Source organism: Bacteroides caecicola (assembly GCF_023337095.1).
Taxonomy (GTDB): Bacteria; Bacteroidota; Bacteroidia; order Bacteroidales; family Bacteroidaceae; genus Phocaeicola; species Phocaeicola gallinarum.
Genome location: NZ_JAMBLM010000008.1, coordinates 1 through 13,986, shown reverse-complemented (window position 1 = coordinate 13,986; position 13,986 = coordinate 1). Strand labels below are relative to the sequence as shown.

General features: G+C 45.0%; 14 protein-coding genes. 5 read left to right on the top strand and 9 right to left on the bottom strand.

Annotation, left to right across the window (positions count from 1 at the left end; genetic code table 11):
• Positions 1-49: 49 nt before the first annotated feature.
• Positions 50-571 (top strand): hypothetical protein, encoded by a 522-nt coding sequence (locus M3085_RS09095; protein WP_249052861.1) that lies wholly within the window; start codon positions 50-52, stop codon positions 569-571.
• Positions 572-652: 81 nt separating this feature from the next.
• On the opposite strand, the gene M3085_RS09090 is transcribed toward M3085_RS09095, so the two are convergent.
• The 5 genes from M3085_RS09090 to M3085_RS09070 all read right to left on the bottom strand — a co-directional run bounded on the left by M3085_RS09090 (position 653) and on the right by M3085_RS09070 (position 3,792).
• Positions 653-1,573 (bottom strand): slipin family protein, encoded by a 921-nt coding sequence (locus tag M3085_RS09090; protein WP_191710242.1) that lies wholly within the window; start codon positions 1,571-1,573, stop codon positions 653-655.
• A gap of 2 nt (positions 1,574-1,575) precedes the next feature.
• A complete protein-coding gene (locus M3085_RS09085) occupies positions 1,576-1,959 on the bottom strand; it encodes a GntR family transcriptional regulator (protein ID WP_178256856.1) in 384 nt (127 codons plus the stop codon).
• Between the two features lie 473 nt (positions 1,960-2,432).
• Positions 2,433-2,660 (bottom strand): hypothetical protein, encoded by a 228-nt coding sequence (locus tag M3085_RS09080; RefSeq protein ID WP_249052860.1) that lies wholly within the window; start codon positions 2,658-2,660, stop codon positions 2,433-2,435.
• Between the two features lie 18 nt (positions 2,661-2,678).
• On the bottom strand, positions 2,679-3,452 hold the full coding sequence (proC, locus tag M3085_RS09075; protein WP_178256854.1) for a pyrroline-5-carboxylate reductase: 774 nt from the start codon (positions 3,450-3,452) through the stop codon (positions 2,679-2,681).
• Between the two features lie 163 nt (positions 3,453-3,615).
• Entirely contained in the window at positions 3,616-3,792 is a 177-nt protein-coding gene (locus tag M3085_RS09070; protein WP_178256853.1) for a DUF4250 domain-containing protein, read from the bottom strand.
• A gap of 227 nt (positions 3,793-4,019) precedes the next feature.
• Here M3085_RS09070 and purB point away from each other — a divergent pair, with 227 nt between their 5' ends.
• From purB to M3085_RS09050, 4 genes are all read left to right on the top strand, one after another.
• Positions 4,020-5,366 carry an adenylosuccinate lyase gene (purB, locus tag M3085_RS09065; RefSeq protein ID WP_178256869.1) on the top strand — a complete coding sequence of 449 codons (1,347 nt, stop codon included), beginning with the start codon at positions 4,020-4,022 and terminating at the stop codon, positions 5,364-5,366.
• Positions 5,367-5,420: 54 nt separating this feature from the next.
• Positions 5,421-6,674 carry a pseudouridine synthase gene (locus M3085_RS09060; RefSeq protein WP_249052909.1) on the top strand — a complete coding sequence of 418 codons (1,254 nt, stop codon included), beginning with the start codon at positions 5,421-5,423 and terminating at the stop codon, positions 6,672-6,674.
• 20 nt (positions 6,675-6,694) lie between these two features.
• Positions 6,695-8,098 (top strand): asparagine--tRNA ligase, encoded by a 1,404-nt coding sequence (gene asnS, locus M3085_RS09055; RefSeq protein WP_178256852.1) that lies wholly within the window; start codon positions 6,695-6,697, stop codon positions 8,096-8,098.
• A gap of 282 nt (positions 8,099-8,380) precedes the next feature.
• Positions 8,381-8,872, top strand: a complete 492-nt coding sequence (locus M3085_RS09050; protein ID WP_178256851.1) for a DUF4488 domain-containing protein — start codon at positions 8,381-8,383, stop codon at positions 8,870-8,872.
• Between the two features lie 52 nt (positions 8,873-8,924).
• On the opposite strand, the gene thiL is transcribed toward M3085_RS09050, so the two are convergent.
• Genes thiL through sppA form a run of 4 tightly spaced genes read right to left on the bottom strand, consistent with a single transcriptional unit; the run spans position 8,925 to position 13,619 of the window.
• Positions 8,925-9,962: a thiamine-phosphate kinase gene (gene thiL / locus M3085_RS09045; protein WP_178256850.1), complete on the bottom strand. Its 1,038-nt coding sequence runs from the start codon at positions 9,960-9,962 to the stop codon at positions 8,925-8,927.
• A 3-nt stretch (positions 9,963-9,965) separates the two neighbouring features.
• On the bottom strand, positions 9,966-10,775 hold the full coding sequence (locus tag M3085_RS09040) for a purine-nucleoside phosphorylase (protein ID WP_178256849.1): 810 nt from the start codon (positions 10,773-10,775) through the stop codon (positions 9,966-9,968).
• Positions 10,732-11,838: a tetraacyldisaccharide 4'-kinase gene (gene lpxK, locus M3085_RS09035; protein WP_204499484.1), complete on the bottom strand. Its 1,107-nt coding sequence runs from the start codon at positions 11,836-11,838 to the stop codon at positions 10,732-10,734. The genes M3085_RS09040 and lpxK overlap by 44 nt, the downstream gene beginning before the upstream one ends.
• Positions 11,839-11,852: 14 nt before the next feature.
• A complete protein-coding gene (sppA, locus tag M3085_RS09030) occupies positions 11,853-13,619 on the bottom strand; it encodes a signal peptide peptidase SppA (protein ID WP_249052859.1) in 1,767 nt (588 codons plus the stop codon).
• Between the last annotated feature and the right edge of the window lie 367 nt (positions 13,620-13,986).

Sequence of the window (13,986 nt, the reverse complement as noted above, 5' to 3'; positions counted from 1 at the left end):
TTATGATAAAAAAGGATGTTTATTTGTTTTATTGGCACTGTGTGTTTCAGTGGGGTTTGCTCAAAAGAGTGATTCGGTAGCCCAAAAAAAGAATAAAAGTATTTATCTTGAACTGCTGGGAGCTTCCACTACAATCGGAGTTTCTTACGATTCGAGGGTGAAGTCCGGTTCTAACTGGGGATATAGGGTAGGAGTGGCATACTATCAATCCTTAGAATCATTGTTCTCTGACGGAGCTTTGAACAAGGGTGTATTTTTCCCCGTAGGGGTGAACTACCTTATCGGAAAGAAAAAACATAAATTCGAGTTGGGCCTGGGAGTGAGTCCCGGATTCTATAAATGGGAAGAAGTCTATATGTGGGACACTCCGTCGGGAGACATGGAAATCCGATCATTTTCGCAAAAGAGATTTGCGTACTACTTTTTTTCGGACATCGGTTACAGATACCAGTCGGCAGGCGGATTCCTGTTCAGAGTGGGCTTGAACCCATCTTTCAGCTTTAAAGGGCGGCACGCCATAGACCGATCTCCTGATATATTCCCTTACTTTGGTTTTGGTTATTCATTTTAAGAGCCGTTCCGTATATTCAGGTGAAAGCATATCCGTTCTGCCGTAAGGGGCGGCAGAACGGCGCTGTAAAGTCAATCGTGCTTACTCGCTGGCTTGCACAGGTTCGGCAGGCTTTTCAGTCGTCTTTTCATTTATCTTGGCGAGTGAAACCAATCCGCCCATTGCTCCCAAGTTCATGGTGTCTAACGCCGAGCTGGGTACGATAACCATCGAACCTTTTTCCTTGAGTCCTTCGAACAACATATTCATGCCTCGCAGATGGAGCGCCACCGGATTGTCGGTATATTCTTTACTGGCTTGTGCAAACTTCTCGGCAATCTCTGTTTCGGCAGTACCCAAAATCACACGGGCTCTGCGTTCGCGTTCCGCCTGTGCCTCTTTACTCATAGCCTCTGCCAAGTCTTCAGGGATGGCGATATCTTTAATACCTACTGTCTGGCAGGTAATGCCCCACGGATTGGTATTGTTGTCTAAAACCTGTTGCAAGTCTTCCGCTATTTTGTCACGCTCTTGCAGCAGGGTGGCGAGTTCGTGTTTGCCTATCGTGTCTCTCAGTCCGGTTTGGGCGATGTGCTCAATAGCCTTCTGGTACTCTTGTACCTCTAAGGCTGCTTTTTCCACATCCCAGACCGTCCAGTATACTACGGCATCCACGTTGACCGGTACGGTGTCTTTAGTCAATGTTTGTTCGGCTTTAAACGCGCTGACTCTTACACGCTGGTCGATGTATGCTGATATTTGGTCGATAATCGGCACGATGAAAAACGGGCCGGGTCCTTTCAGTCCATTGAATTTACCCATGCGGAGCACTACAGCGCGTTCCCATTGGTCGGCTACGCGGATAGACGCAGACAGCAAACCGAATACCAAGATTCCGGACAGTGCCACAATCGAGTTGATAACCATCAGGCTGTGCAGGGCAAACAGGATGAGGGCGGGAATTACCAATACGGAAATGGAGATGGGGTTGGCCCATCCTTTGTTTTTTACATTCACATTCATAGTTATAAGGTTTTAAAGTTCTTGATGCTTTTTAGTTCACGGATAATTTCTTCGATGCTGAATCCGTAGCTTAACGCCACAGATGAGAACTGAGAGCAGATTTCTTTCAATTTGTTTTCGCGCTCTCCTTCTTGAATTACATGGTCTGCTTGATTGATAAACGTCCCCGAACCTTGTTGGGTAGTGAGGATGTTTTTAATCTCCAGTTCCTTGTAGGCTTTAGACACCGTGTTCAGATTAACCTTCAGTTCGACGGCAAGGGCTCTTACAGTAGGGAGTTGTTCACCTACTTTCAACTGACCGGAAGCTATCCCAAACCGTATCTGGTCGATGATTTGGCGATAGATGGGAGTTCCGTTTGAGTAATCTAATATAAATTTAATCATATATTGTATTATTTGAATATTACAAATATATATTATAGCATTGAAAAAAGCAAGTCTTTATCCGTTTTTTTGTTTCTTTCAGATAAAAACTTGCTTTTCCTATGCTAAGAAGCTGTTTTGAATTTCTCCAAAAAGTTTTTCTTGGCTTGATGTGTTCGTTTTCGTGTGTGCTTTGGGCGATTTTTTGGTCCTTTTCGCTCCTGTTCTTCGTCAGATAGCCCGCTATCTTCCTCATCACAGAAGCGAAAATGCCTCAAAAACTCATCCCAAATCATCGCACGATAAATTCAAAACAACTTCTAAGAATGCAGGGAGTGGCCGTAAATTTATAATGTTCTTGTTTTAAGCGTTTTACAGATAGGGCGGAAGCATGAAAAATTCTATGGGTAGAACCGGTCAACTCTACCCATAGAAATGGTCAACGCATCCGCATGAAATGCATAACGCTAACGGTAGCGTTTTTTGGGTATATTTCACATATCAGAATTTATCAGCCCTACATAGAAAAGGATAACACAGAGAATTGTGATAACCAGTGCTATGGAAGACCACTTTACGAGTAGTTTATCTCGTTTCATCGCTCCGTATACGACTCCGATGATAGAAGCGACAAATATTCCTGCCACAGCTCCGAAAATTCCTTGTACGGCAAATCCTACCAAGATGAGGATGCCCATTGTTATGAGAATATTTCGTTTCATAGTCGACGGTTAATAAAGTTATACGCTTGCTTTCAGTGCCTTGATGACGGCAGAAGTAAAGCCTTCATGCTCCAGCGCGTTTACTCCTTTGATGGTAATTCCGCCCGGTGTAGTTACTTTCTCGATTTCCAGTACGGGGTGTGTATGTTCGTTTTTCAGCAATAACTGTGCAGCCCCTTCTACGGTTTGGGCTACCATTTTCATTGCGTCGTTAGGGCGAATCCCCATTTCCACACCCGCTTGCATGGCTGCCTGTACATATTTTAATACGTAAGCGATACCGCAAGAAGTAAGTGCCGTGGCTGCAGCAAATTGTTTTTCTTCAATCAGAATGGCAAGTCCCATTTCGTTGAACAGGTCAATCATCATTTTTATCTGTTCGTCTGATGCGTTACGTGCCGCGATGGGCGTCATGCTTGCACACTCAGCTATTGCCGTGTTAGGGATAACGCGGAATATCGGCATTTCGGGGTCGACGAAGTGGGCAAGGTTTTCGAATGTAAGTCCTGCTGCCACCGATACCAGTATTTGCGGCTGGCGCAGGCGCAGAGGCTTCAATACTTCTTCCACTTTCCACGGTTTTACGGCAATAATTACAATGTCTGCTCCTTCGGCAGCTTCCTTGTTGCTGTTTGTAATATGAATATGGGGATGCTCTGCTTTCAGTTGGTCCAGCTTAGGCTGGCTGGGGTTAGATACAGTGATTTCTTCCGCCTTGATGTAATGGCCGTTAGCCAGTCCGCGTGCGATGGCTCCGCCCATGTTGCCTGCTCCTATAATCGCTACTTTCATGATGTTTCCGCTTTTTATGTTTGTTACAAATATAATCGGAAAAGAAATAGGTTGGGCGCTTTGAGCCGATTTTTTCGCCGGAGGAAAGATTTTTTCAAATGAAGTCCGCAGTGTCTGACGGCAAGGGCGGTGAGGGGAGAGTGTGGGTAGGGCCGACGTCCGTTTACCAGAACTTGTTTTGTTCGGGGTTATACTCAAAACCAGCTTCTTTCAGGCGGCTGACAATGTCGTCTTTACTCACATGGAGGTCTTCACACAGCGCGTCGAGCGAAGGATAAAAGTCGCGCAGCTTCATGTTTACCACGCTGAACAACATCATGGGGTCTTTCGGTAATTCCATATTCTTTCTCAGTTAATTGTTTCGGGGGCAAAATTACAAAATATCCCGTTCCGTTATTCGCTTCGGCGCGAATTTTTCGACAGTGCGCCACACGGATTGGAAAATAGGGAATATTCATGAAATAAATACTAAAGTTTCGGCCGCAAGTCCTGTCAAATCAGGAAAAAGCATTACCTTTGTAACCTAAAATTTACGAGGTTATACAGATATCAAATCTTAAAAATATGATGGAACTTGATTTACTCACTGCCGTATCTCCCATCGACGGACGATACAGGGGCAAAGCGGGAGCTTTGGCTGCCTATTTTTCAGAATATGCACTGATTAAATACCGCGTGCGAGTAGAAATAGAATATTTTATCGCACTTTGCGAGTTGCCGTTGCCGCAACTGCAAGGGTTGGATTGCGCTCGCTTTGAGCAGTTGCGCGACATTTACCGCAATTTCTCGGAAGCCGATGCAGCGCGCATCAAAGAAATAGAGAGCGTGACGAACCACGACGTAAAGGCTGTGGAGTATTTCATAAAAGAGCAGTTCGACAAGTTGGGCGGACTGGAGGCTTATAAAGAGTTTATCCATTTCGGACTCACTTCGCAGGATATCAATAATACTTCTGTACCCTTGTCGATAAAAGATGCGTTGGAAGAAGTGTATTATCCGCAGCTTCAGAAGCTGATAGACCAGCTTACGGCTTATGCCGAAGAGTGGAAAGATATTCCTATGTTGGCTAAAACTCACGGACAGCCGGCTTCTCCCACTCGCTTGGGAAAAGAAATCATGGTGTTCGCATACCGCTTGAACCGCCAGTTGGCAGTGTTGAAAGCTTGTCCGATTACCGCAAAATTCGGTGGGGCAACGGGTAACTACAACGCCCATCATGTGGCTTATCCGGCATACGACTGGAAAGCATTCGGTAATAAATTTGTAGCCGAGAAATTGGGCTTGGAACGCGAAGAATATACCACTCAGATTTCGAATTACGACAATTTGGGAGCCATATTCGATGCCATGAAGCGTATCAATACCATCATGATAGACATGAACCGCGACTTCTGGCAATATATTTCGATGGAATATTTCAAACAGAAGATTAAAGCAGGTGAAGTAGGCTCAAGCGCAATGCCTCATAAAGTAAATCCTATCGACTTTGAAAATGCTGAAGGAAACTTGGGTGTGGCAAATGCCATTCTTGAACACTTGTCAACCAAGCTGCCGGTGTCTCGTTTGCAGCGCGATTTGACCGACTCGACTGTATTGCGCAATGTAGGCGTTCCGTTCGGGCATACCTTGATTGCCATTCAGAGTTCGCTGAAAGGGCTGGGCAAACTGTTGCTGAACGAGCATAAGATTTACGAAGACTTGGACAACTGCTGGAGCGTGGTGGCAGAGGCCATTCAAACCATTCTGCGCCGCGAGGCTTACCCGCATCCGTATGAAGCACTGAAAGCGCTTACTCGGACTAACCAAGCCATCAACGAAGCATCTATCAAAGAATTTATCGAAACACTGAACGTTAGCGAAGAAATAAAAAAAGAACTGCGTGCGATTACGCCGCATAACTATACAGGCATGTAATAAAATGATTTACCCCGAGAGGGGGATGATAAATAAAAACTAAACAGTAAAAAGATTATGGAAGAAAAAGAGAACAGACAGGAAGGCGGATACAGCCGTTCTAACCGTGATGGTTACAAGTCTTACAACAACAGAGAAGGTTATAACAGAAACAATCGTTATGAAGGCGGGAGCTACGGACGTCGCCCGAATTACAACAACGACAGAAATGAGCGTCCGTATCGTTCTTCGTATAATCCGCGCTTTAACAACAACGACGGCGAAAACCGTCAGCAGCGCAATTACGGCGAACGCCCGTATCGTCCGCGTTATAATAATGCGGAAGGTGGAGAGCAACGTCCGTACCGTCCGCGCTTTAACAATGCGGAAGGTGGAGAACAACGCCCGTATCGCCCGCGTTATAACAGTGGACAGCAAAACGATAACGGCTATCGTCCGCAGTATCGTCCGCGGTTCAACAATGAAAATCAAGGAGGTTATGGTCGCCCGCAAGGGGGAGGATATCGTCCGCGTACTGCCGATTATAACCCGAATGCCAAGTACAGCAAGAAGAAACAGATAGAATATAAAGATATACTGACCGACCCGAACGAACCGATACGTTTGAACAAGTTTTTGGCTAACGCAGGTATCTGTTCGCGTCGTGAAGCAGACGAATATATCACCGCAGGTGTGGTATCGGTAAACGGTGAAGTGGTAACAGAACTGGGAACCAAAATCAAACGTACCGACGAAGTGAAGTTCCACGATCAGCCTGTATCTATCGAACGTAAGGTGTATGTGCTGCTTAATAAGCCTAAAGACTGTGTGACTACCTCCGATGACCCGCAAGAACGTAAAACCGTGATGGATTTGGTAAAAGGAGCTTGTAAGGAACGCATCTACCCGGTAGGCCGTCTCGACCGCAATACTACCGGTGTGCTGCTGCTCACAAACGATGGCGATTTGGCTTCTAAGCTGACTCACCCGAAGTTCTTGAAAAAGAAAATCTATCATGTATATTGTGATAAAGACGTAACGAAGGCAGACCTTGATAAGATTGTTGCCGGAATTACGCTCGACGATGGCGAAATCCATGCCGATGCCGTAAGCTATGCTTCGGATACAGACAAATCACAAGTAGGTATCGAGATTCACTCAGGTAAGAACCGTATCGTCCGCCGTATCTTTGAATCGCTGGGATATCGTGTGGTGAAGCTCGACCGCGTTTATTTTGCCGGACTTACCAAAAAGGGATTGCGTCGGGGCGACTGGCGTTACCTCACCGAAAAAGAAGTCAACATACTCCGCATGGGGTCTTTTGAATAATTGATAAAAATAAACTTGAAATGGAAACAATTCGTAGAACAAAAATTGTTGACCTGCTGAAACGCCGCGACTTCGGCAGCATGGTCAACGTAAAAGGATGGGTTCGTACCCGCCGTGGCAGCAAACAAGTAAACTTTATTGCCCTGAATGACGGTTCTACTATAAATAATGTGCAGGTTGTAGTAGATCTTGCAAACTTTGATGAGGAACTGTTGAAACAGATTACTACCGGTTCGTGTCTGAGCGTGAACGGCGAGTTGGTAGAATCAGTAGGAGCAGGGCAGGCTTGCGAAATTCAGGCACGCGCCATCGAGGTGCTCGGAGTATGTGACAACACGTATCCGCTTCAGAAGAAAGGACATTCTATGGAATTTCTTCGCGAAATAGCACATCTTCGTCCGCGTACCAACACCTTCGGAGCCGTATTCCGTATCCGTCATAACATGGCTATTGCCATCCATAAGTTCTTCCATGACCGTGGTTTCTTCTATTTCCACACACCGATTATCACGGCGTCGGACTGTGAAGGAGCAGGTCAGATGTTTCAGGTTACTACGATGAACCTTTACGATTTGAAAAAGAACGAAAACGGTTCGATTATCTACGACGACGATTTCTTCGGAAAACAAACCAGCCTGACGGTATCCGGTCAGTTGGAAGGAGAGCTGGCAGCAACGGCATTGGGAGCCATCTATACATTTGGTCCTACATTCCGCGCCGAAAACTCGAACACGCCCCGTCACTTGGCTGAGTTCTGGATGATAGAACCTGAGGTTGCGTTTAACGACATCAACGATAACATGGATTTGGCAGAGGAATTCATTAAATATTGTGTACAGTGGGCATTAGACAACTGTTACGACGATGTGAAATTCCTGAACGATATGTTCGACAAAGGTTTGATTGAACGCCTGCAAGGTGTATTGAAAGAGACCTTTGTACGCCTGCCTTACACGGAAGGAATTAAAATACTGGAAGAAGCCGTAGCCAACGGACATAAGTTTGAATTCCCTGTATATTGGGGAGTGGATTTGGCTTCGGAACATGAACGTTACTTGGTAGAAGACCATTTCAAACGTCCGGTAATCCTGACCGACTACCCGAAAGAAATCAAGGCATTCTACATGAAGCAGAACGATGACGGAAAGACTGTACGCGCCATGGATGTCTTGTTCCCGAAAATCGGAGAAATCATCGGCGGTTCGGAACGTGAGGCAGACTACAACAAACTGCTGACTCGCATTCAGGAATTGAATATTCCGATGAAAGACATGTGGTGGTATCTGGATACACGTAAGTACGGATCATGTCCTCATTCAGGATTCGGCTTGGGATTCGAGCGTCTGTTGCTGTTCGTTACCGGTATGGCGAATATCCGCGACGTAATACCTTTCCCGCGTACCCCGCGTAATGCAGAGTTTTAATACTCAGGACTTTATTGTTTCCTGATAAAGGAAGATATTCACCCTCCGTATGCATTGAAAAACACTACCGTTAGTGTAGGGCATCGCAAGCGGATGAGTTACTTAATTCTACCCATAGAACAGTCGTGTCCTATGGGTAGAATTTTTTATGCCTTACAGCAGCGTTTGAAAACGATTTAAACAGGCTCTTTGAAAAAATAGTAATAAAAGTAGCGGGCTTTCAAAATAAATGCTTATATTTGAATATCAACTTGATTGGATTGTAAACCAAAAAGCAATATTATGAAAGTCCGTCATTTTTTCCTGTTAGCAGCGATGTTGCTTACTGCTGTCGGTAGCTTGGCAGCTCAGGATATTCAAGAAAAAAGGCCGATAAATTTGAGCGGCGTATGGCAAATGTGTTTTTACAGTTCTGCTTCTCCCGATATTCCCGGCGAGTTAAAGACCAGTAACTCTTTGAAAATTCTTTCCGAAGACGGTTGCTTTACTAATGTTGTCATGATGCAGACCGGAGCCGTTGTTATCGGTTATGGTACGTATGACGTGAAAGACGGTAAAGTGTATAACGAGTATGTGACGAGAAACATTCACCTGCCTCAGTTGAACGGGCAGATTAATGAAATGTATTTTACGTTAGAAGATGATGGCGATCTAATGTATGTCAAGTATTACCTCACCAAAGATGCGGATGGTAATAAAATAGATTCTTGGCAACATGAAATTTGGAAACGTGTAACAATGCCTGATACATATCCAAGTAACATTGTCCGTTAATAAAAGCGAGGCTGCTTCATTCCCGAAGTAGCCTCGTTTTATTTGACAGCTATTATTTCTGTAAAGGATTCCAGCCCTGCGCTTTAATCTCCAATTCATTGCCGTCGCGGGTAACCAAGACATTGCCCAGCTCCGGTTTGGTGATGTGCCCGATAACTTTCACGTCCTTTATCTGAGATACCTTTTCGTGGTCTGTTAGCGGAACGGTAAACAGAAGTTCATAATCTTCGCCGCCGTTTAGGGCGCATGTCGTAAGATTCATGTTAAATTCCTCTGCCATCACAGCCGTTTGATAATCTATTGGGATACGGTCTTCGTAAATGCGGCATCCCGTATGGCTCTGTGAACAAATGTGCATCAGTTCCGAAGACAATCCGTCCGATATATCCATCATGGCAGTAGGTTTGATACCTGCCTTGCCTAAAGCCTCTATGATGTCTTTTCGGGCTTCGGGCTTCAAAAAGCGTTCCAGCAGGTATTCCTTTCCGGCAAAATCCGGCTGAACATCTTTTTCTCCCTGAAACACAGCTTTCTCACGTTCCATGAGCTGAAGCCCCATATACGCCGCACCCAAATCTCCGCTTACGCAAATCAGGTCGGTCTCTTTAGCTCCGTTCCGGTAAACCACCTTGTCTTTGTCAGCTTCGCCGATACAGGTTATCGAAATTGCCAGCCCCGTAACCGAAGAAGTGGTGTCTCCGCCTACAATGTCTACCTGATGCAACTGGCAGGCGAGCTTTACTCCTTCGTAAAAATCCTCTAAGTCTTCAATGCAGAAACGTTTCGAAACAGCCAGCGATATGGTAATCTGTTTCGGGGTTCCGTTCATCGCATAGATATCAGAGAAATTAACCATTGCCGACTTATAGCCCAGATGTTTCAGCGGAGTGTATACCAAGTCGAAATGAACCCCTTCCATCAGCAGGTCTGTGGTTACCAGTACCTGTTTCTCTGCGAATTCCAATACGGCAGCATCGTCACCTACCCCGTATTTGCTCTCATTGTTTTGCAGCGTGATATCCTGAGTGAGGTGTTTGATAAGCCCGAACTCCCCTAAGGTTGAGATTTCTGTTCTATTTCCTTCGTGCATAGTTTATGATCTGTTGATAAGTTCTCGCATGATTGTTGTCATTTTCGGTTGGGCAGCGTCAGCGGCTTTTTGTACTTCCTCATGAGATACCTCTACTATTTTTCCTTCCACACCCAAGTCGGTGATGACTGAAATGCCGAATACCTTGATGCCACAGTGGTTGGCAACGATAACTTCGGGTACGGTAGACATACCCACTGCGTCTGCCCCTAAAATGTGGAACATCTTATATTCGGCAGGAGTTTCAAAAGTGGGTCCTTGCGTACCGATATAGATGCCTTGCTGCACGTTGATGCCTTTCTCTTCGGCTATCTGAAGAGCCTTGTTGATGAGTTCTTTCGAGTAGGCTTCGCTCATGTCCGGGAATCGTGGGCCGTATTCGATGTTCTTTCCGCGCAGCGGGTGTTCCGGGAAGAAGTTGATATGATCGGTAATAATCATCAGGTCGCCGATAGAAAAATCAGGGTTCATGCCTCCGGCCGCATTCGATACGAATAAGGTTTTGATACCGAGTTCGCGCATTACGCGGACGGGGAAAGTTACTTCTTGCATCGAGTAACCCTCGTAGAAGTGAAAACGTCCTTGCATTGCCATGATATCTTTGTTACCTAATTTCCCGAAGATCAGTTTCCCGCTATGTCCCTCCACGGTTGAGATAGGAAAATTGGGAATGTCTTTGTAGCTTATTTCGTAAGCGTCGGTGATTTCGTGTACCAAACTTCCCAAACCTGTACCTAAGATGATGGCGGTTTCGGGCTGGGTGTGCATCTTACTTCTTAAGAAATTTGCTGTTTCTTGGATTTTTTCTAACATACTCGATAATTTGATTGTTAAATAATTGTTTGTCTTCGTCTAAAAACTCCACTTTTATGGGGAGTATGTAAAGGTTGTTTTTTAAAGTTTCCGTCAAGTTGGGATGATTGGTAAGGCGCGCTGCGTCTTTTTCGGTTGTAACAATCATCCTTTTATCTGTTTTGCAGCGGTCGAAAGCCTGTTGGATGCGGGCTATATCGGTTGCGCTGAAAGCATGGTGATCGCCGAATGTAACCGGATATACGTATGGCGTATAAGCCGATAATTTCCGGATAAGCGGGGCAGGGGAGGCAATGCCTGTCACTACGATGATGCTTTCATCGGTTTTCAGCGATTCGATGCGTAGCCGTGGCTTACCGGATACAAAGGGTTGTAATTCTTCGTAAACGAATTTCGTAAAATACAACTTTTGGTTACTGAGCGGAGCTATCCGGTTTTGCAACGCTTTGGCTTCTTCTTTACTTAAAGAGTCGGGACATTTGGTTACGATAATGATATCGGCTCTTTTTTTCTCTTTTACAGGCTCGCGCAAGCGTCCTGCCGGAAGCAGTTTATCCCGAAAAATCAGCCGGTTATAATCGGTCAGCAAGATAGACAGCCCCGGTGTGACGTAACGGTGTTGGTAAGCATCGTCTAAAATGATAACTTCTGCGTCGGAGGTTGCAGACATATTCATGAGTTGCTCGATGCCATGACACCGGTTACGGTCTACCGCCACATAAATGTTCGGAAACTTGCGCGCCATCTGAAAAGGTTCGTCTCCAATGTCTGCCATCGTAGTGCGGTCTTGGTAAAGCACAAATCCTTTCGATGTCCGCTTATACCCTCGGCTCAGTACGGCTATCTTGAATTTTTCGTTCAATAGCCGTATTAAGTATTCCGTATGAGGGGTTTTCCCGGTACCCCCCACACTCAAATTTCCGATGCAGATAACCGGAACGGGAAAACTTCTCGATTTCAGAATACCCAAATCGAAAAGTTTGTTTCTGATTCTTACCCCGATACCGTATAAGAAAGCAAAAGGCAGCAAAGCATAATATATCCGGACTTTTTGTCGATTCATAAAAGAAGTCCCGGTTATTTTATTTGATATTCAAACGGCATACGTGCTTGCAGGCGATCTGCTTCGGCTGCATGATTCATCCACATGAAAGCGTTTCCGTAATTGCCGAGCAAATTTTTTACTTTGCTCTTTATGTAACGCTCGCCGTTGATGTTCAGCAAACTGGTAAATATATCTTCTTTTGCGGGGTAAGACAGGATGGTATAATTCTCTACATTCGCCGTGTCTGCTGCTATTGCGATGGCCTTGTCCAGTCCGCCCAGTTCGTCCACCAAGTTTAATTCTTTGGCCATGGCTCCGGTCCATACACGTCCCTCTGCTATCTTCTTGAGTTCTTCTATCGGAATGTTTCGACCATCGGCACAGCGTTTGGTAAACAGTTCATACCCTTCGTTTACCATGTTCTGTATCAATGCCTGTTCTTCCGGGTTGAAGGGGCGGTTAATAATGCCTATATCAGACAGTTGGTTCGTCTTTACTCCGTCAATATGTATATCAAGTTTGTCGTTGACTAACTTCGATACGTCCGGAAACATTCCGAAGATACCGATAGAGCCTGTTAGCGTTGTTGGTTCGGCTACTATCTGTGTGGCTGCACATGAGATGTAATAACCGCCCGAAGCCGCATAGTCACCCATCGAAACAATAACAGGCTTTTCTTCTTTCAGCAGAGATACTTCGCGCCAGATTTGTTCAGAAGCGTATGCGCTTCCTCCGGGTGAGTTTACACGCAGTACCACCGCCTTGACATCCTTGTTTTCACGCAGTTTGCGTAAGTCTTTTATTACTTTCTCCGAGTTGATACCTTCATCGTAGGCAATGTCTGCTTGGCTGTCTATCTCCCCGTAGGCGTAATATACGGCTATGATGTTCCCGCTTTTGTCTTTGGGCGTATTGCGTTTCACATTGGTCATGTCGTTTAAAGTCAGAACAGAAAGTTCTTGGTCTTCTTTACAGTCGGTCAATTTTTTCAGATACGTTAATACACCGTCTTTATACATGAGCGTGTCTGCCAGTCCGTTTTCAATGTAAGTTTCAGCCGGCTGGAAATCCATGTTCAGGTCTGCCAGCTCGTTGAGTCTTTCGGGTGTCAGGTTGCGCGAAGCCGATACGTCTGTTACAAACTGTTCCCACAAAGAAGATACAAAAGCCTGCGTTTGTTCACGGTTTGCTTGGCTCATTGCAGTTTCCGTAAAAGGTTCTACGGCAGATTTGTATGTACCTACTCTGAATATTTGCATCTCGATGCCTACTTTTTTCAGCAAATCCGTAAAAAACATGGTTTGTGCCGATAATCCGTGCCACATAATGTTTCCCGAAGGGTTTACTATAATTTTATCGGCAACACTGGCAATGTAGTATGCCGATTGGGTATACATTCCGCTGTATGCCACTATAAATTTCCCGCTTTCTTTAAAATCCACCAATGCGTTACGTATTGCCTGTAACGATGCGGTAGAGCAATTATAGGCTCCGGCATTCAGGTAAATACCTTTTATGTTTTCGTTTTCCTTTGCCTTTTTGATGGAAGATAAAATATCATCCAGTCCGTAGGTCGTTTGTTTTTCGCCTAAAATTTGGTCCAACGGGTTTTGCTGATAACGTTCCGAAACGTTTCCTGTCAGGTCAAGTAAGAATATAGAATTTTCACGAACTGTCGTTTCAGACTCTGACATCGCGATAAATCCGGTTATCGTGAAAAGACTTAGTATAAAAAAAATGAATCCGACTACAATAATCCCTGCTATGGTAGCCAACATGCTCCGTAAAAACTCTTTCATCGTTTGATATATTAAATGTTATTAAGCAAAAATACGCTTTTCAGCGGAAAAAACAAAAGAGTAACGCTAATTTTCAATAGAAAAAACCGTGTTGCGGATGTTGTTTTAGCCCTATTTCCTCACTCCCAAAAACGCAAGCCGAAGCGTTGCCTGTTCCTACCGCATGTGACAGGCAACGCTCCGAATAGAAATTTTCGTCCTTTCGGTTAGAAATTTGCCCGTGTTTGTGCCGCATAAATAAATGTAATCGCGTACGCCCGTATATATAGATGTGCGGTTTTTCATCCTTCGCTTGCTCCCTTCCAAAAAGTTTCCGTTGTAAAACCCTGTTTTACAGCATATTTTCCACGAATATCAAAAAAAGATG

Excerpts from the sequence above, each read along its gene's own strand:
- M3085_RS09080 (WP_249052860.1), bottom strand. The coding sequence starts at position 2,660 with ATGAAACGAAATATTCTCATAACAATGGGCATCCTCATCTTGGTAGGA.
- proC (WP_178256854.1), bottom strand. The coding sequence starts at position 3,452 with ATGAAAGTAGCGATTATAGGAGCAGGCAACATGGGCGGAGCCATCGCA.
- lpxK (WP_204499484.1), bottom strand. The coding sequence starts at position 11,838 with ATGAATCGACAAAAAGTCCGGATATATTATGCTTTGCTGCCTTTTGCT.
- M3085_RS09070 (WP_178256853.1), bottom strand. The coding sequence starts at position 3,792 with ATGGAATTACCGAAAGACCCCATGATGTTGTTCAGCGTGGTAAACATG.
- thiL (WP_178256850.1), bottom strand. The coding sequence starts at position 9,962 with ATGCACGAAGGAAATAGAACAGAAATCTCAACCTTAGGGGAGTTCGGG.
- M3085_RS09040 (WP_178256849.1), bottom strand. The coding sequence starts at position 10,775 with ATGTTAGAAAAAATCCAAGAAACAGCAAATTTCTTAAGAAGTAAGATG.
- M3085_RS09050 (WP_178256851.1), top strand. The coding sequence starts at position 8,381 with ATGAAAGTCCGTCATTTTTTCCTGTTAGCAGCGATGTTGCTTACTGCT.
- asnS (WP_178256852.1), top strand. The coding sequence starts at position 6,695 with ATGGAAACAATTCGTAGAACAAAAATTGTTGACCTGCTGAAACGCCGC.
- purB (WP_178256869.1), top strand. The coding sequence starts at position 4,020 with ATGGAACTTGATTTACTCACTGCCGTATCTCCCATCGACGGACGATAC.
- M3085_RS09090 (WP_191710242.1), bottom strand. The coding sequence starts at position 1,573 with ATGAATGTGAATGTAAAAAACAAAGGATGGGCCAACCCCATCTCCATT.
- sppA (WP_249052859.1), bottom strand. The coding sequence starts at position 13,619 with ATGAAAGAGTTTTTACGGAGCATGTTGGCTACCATAGCAGGGATTATT.
- M3085_RS09085 (WP_178256856.1), bottom strand. The coding sequence starts at position 1,959 with ATGATTAAATTTATATTAGATTACTCAAACGGAACTCCCATCTATCGC.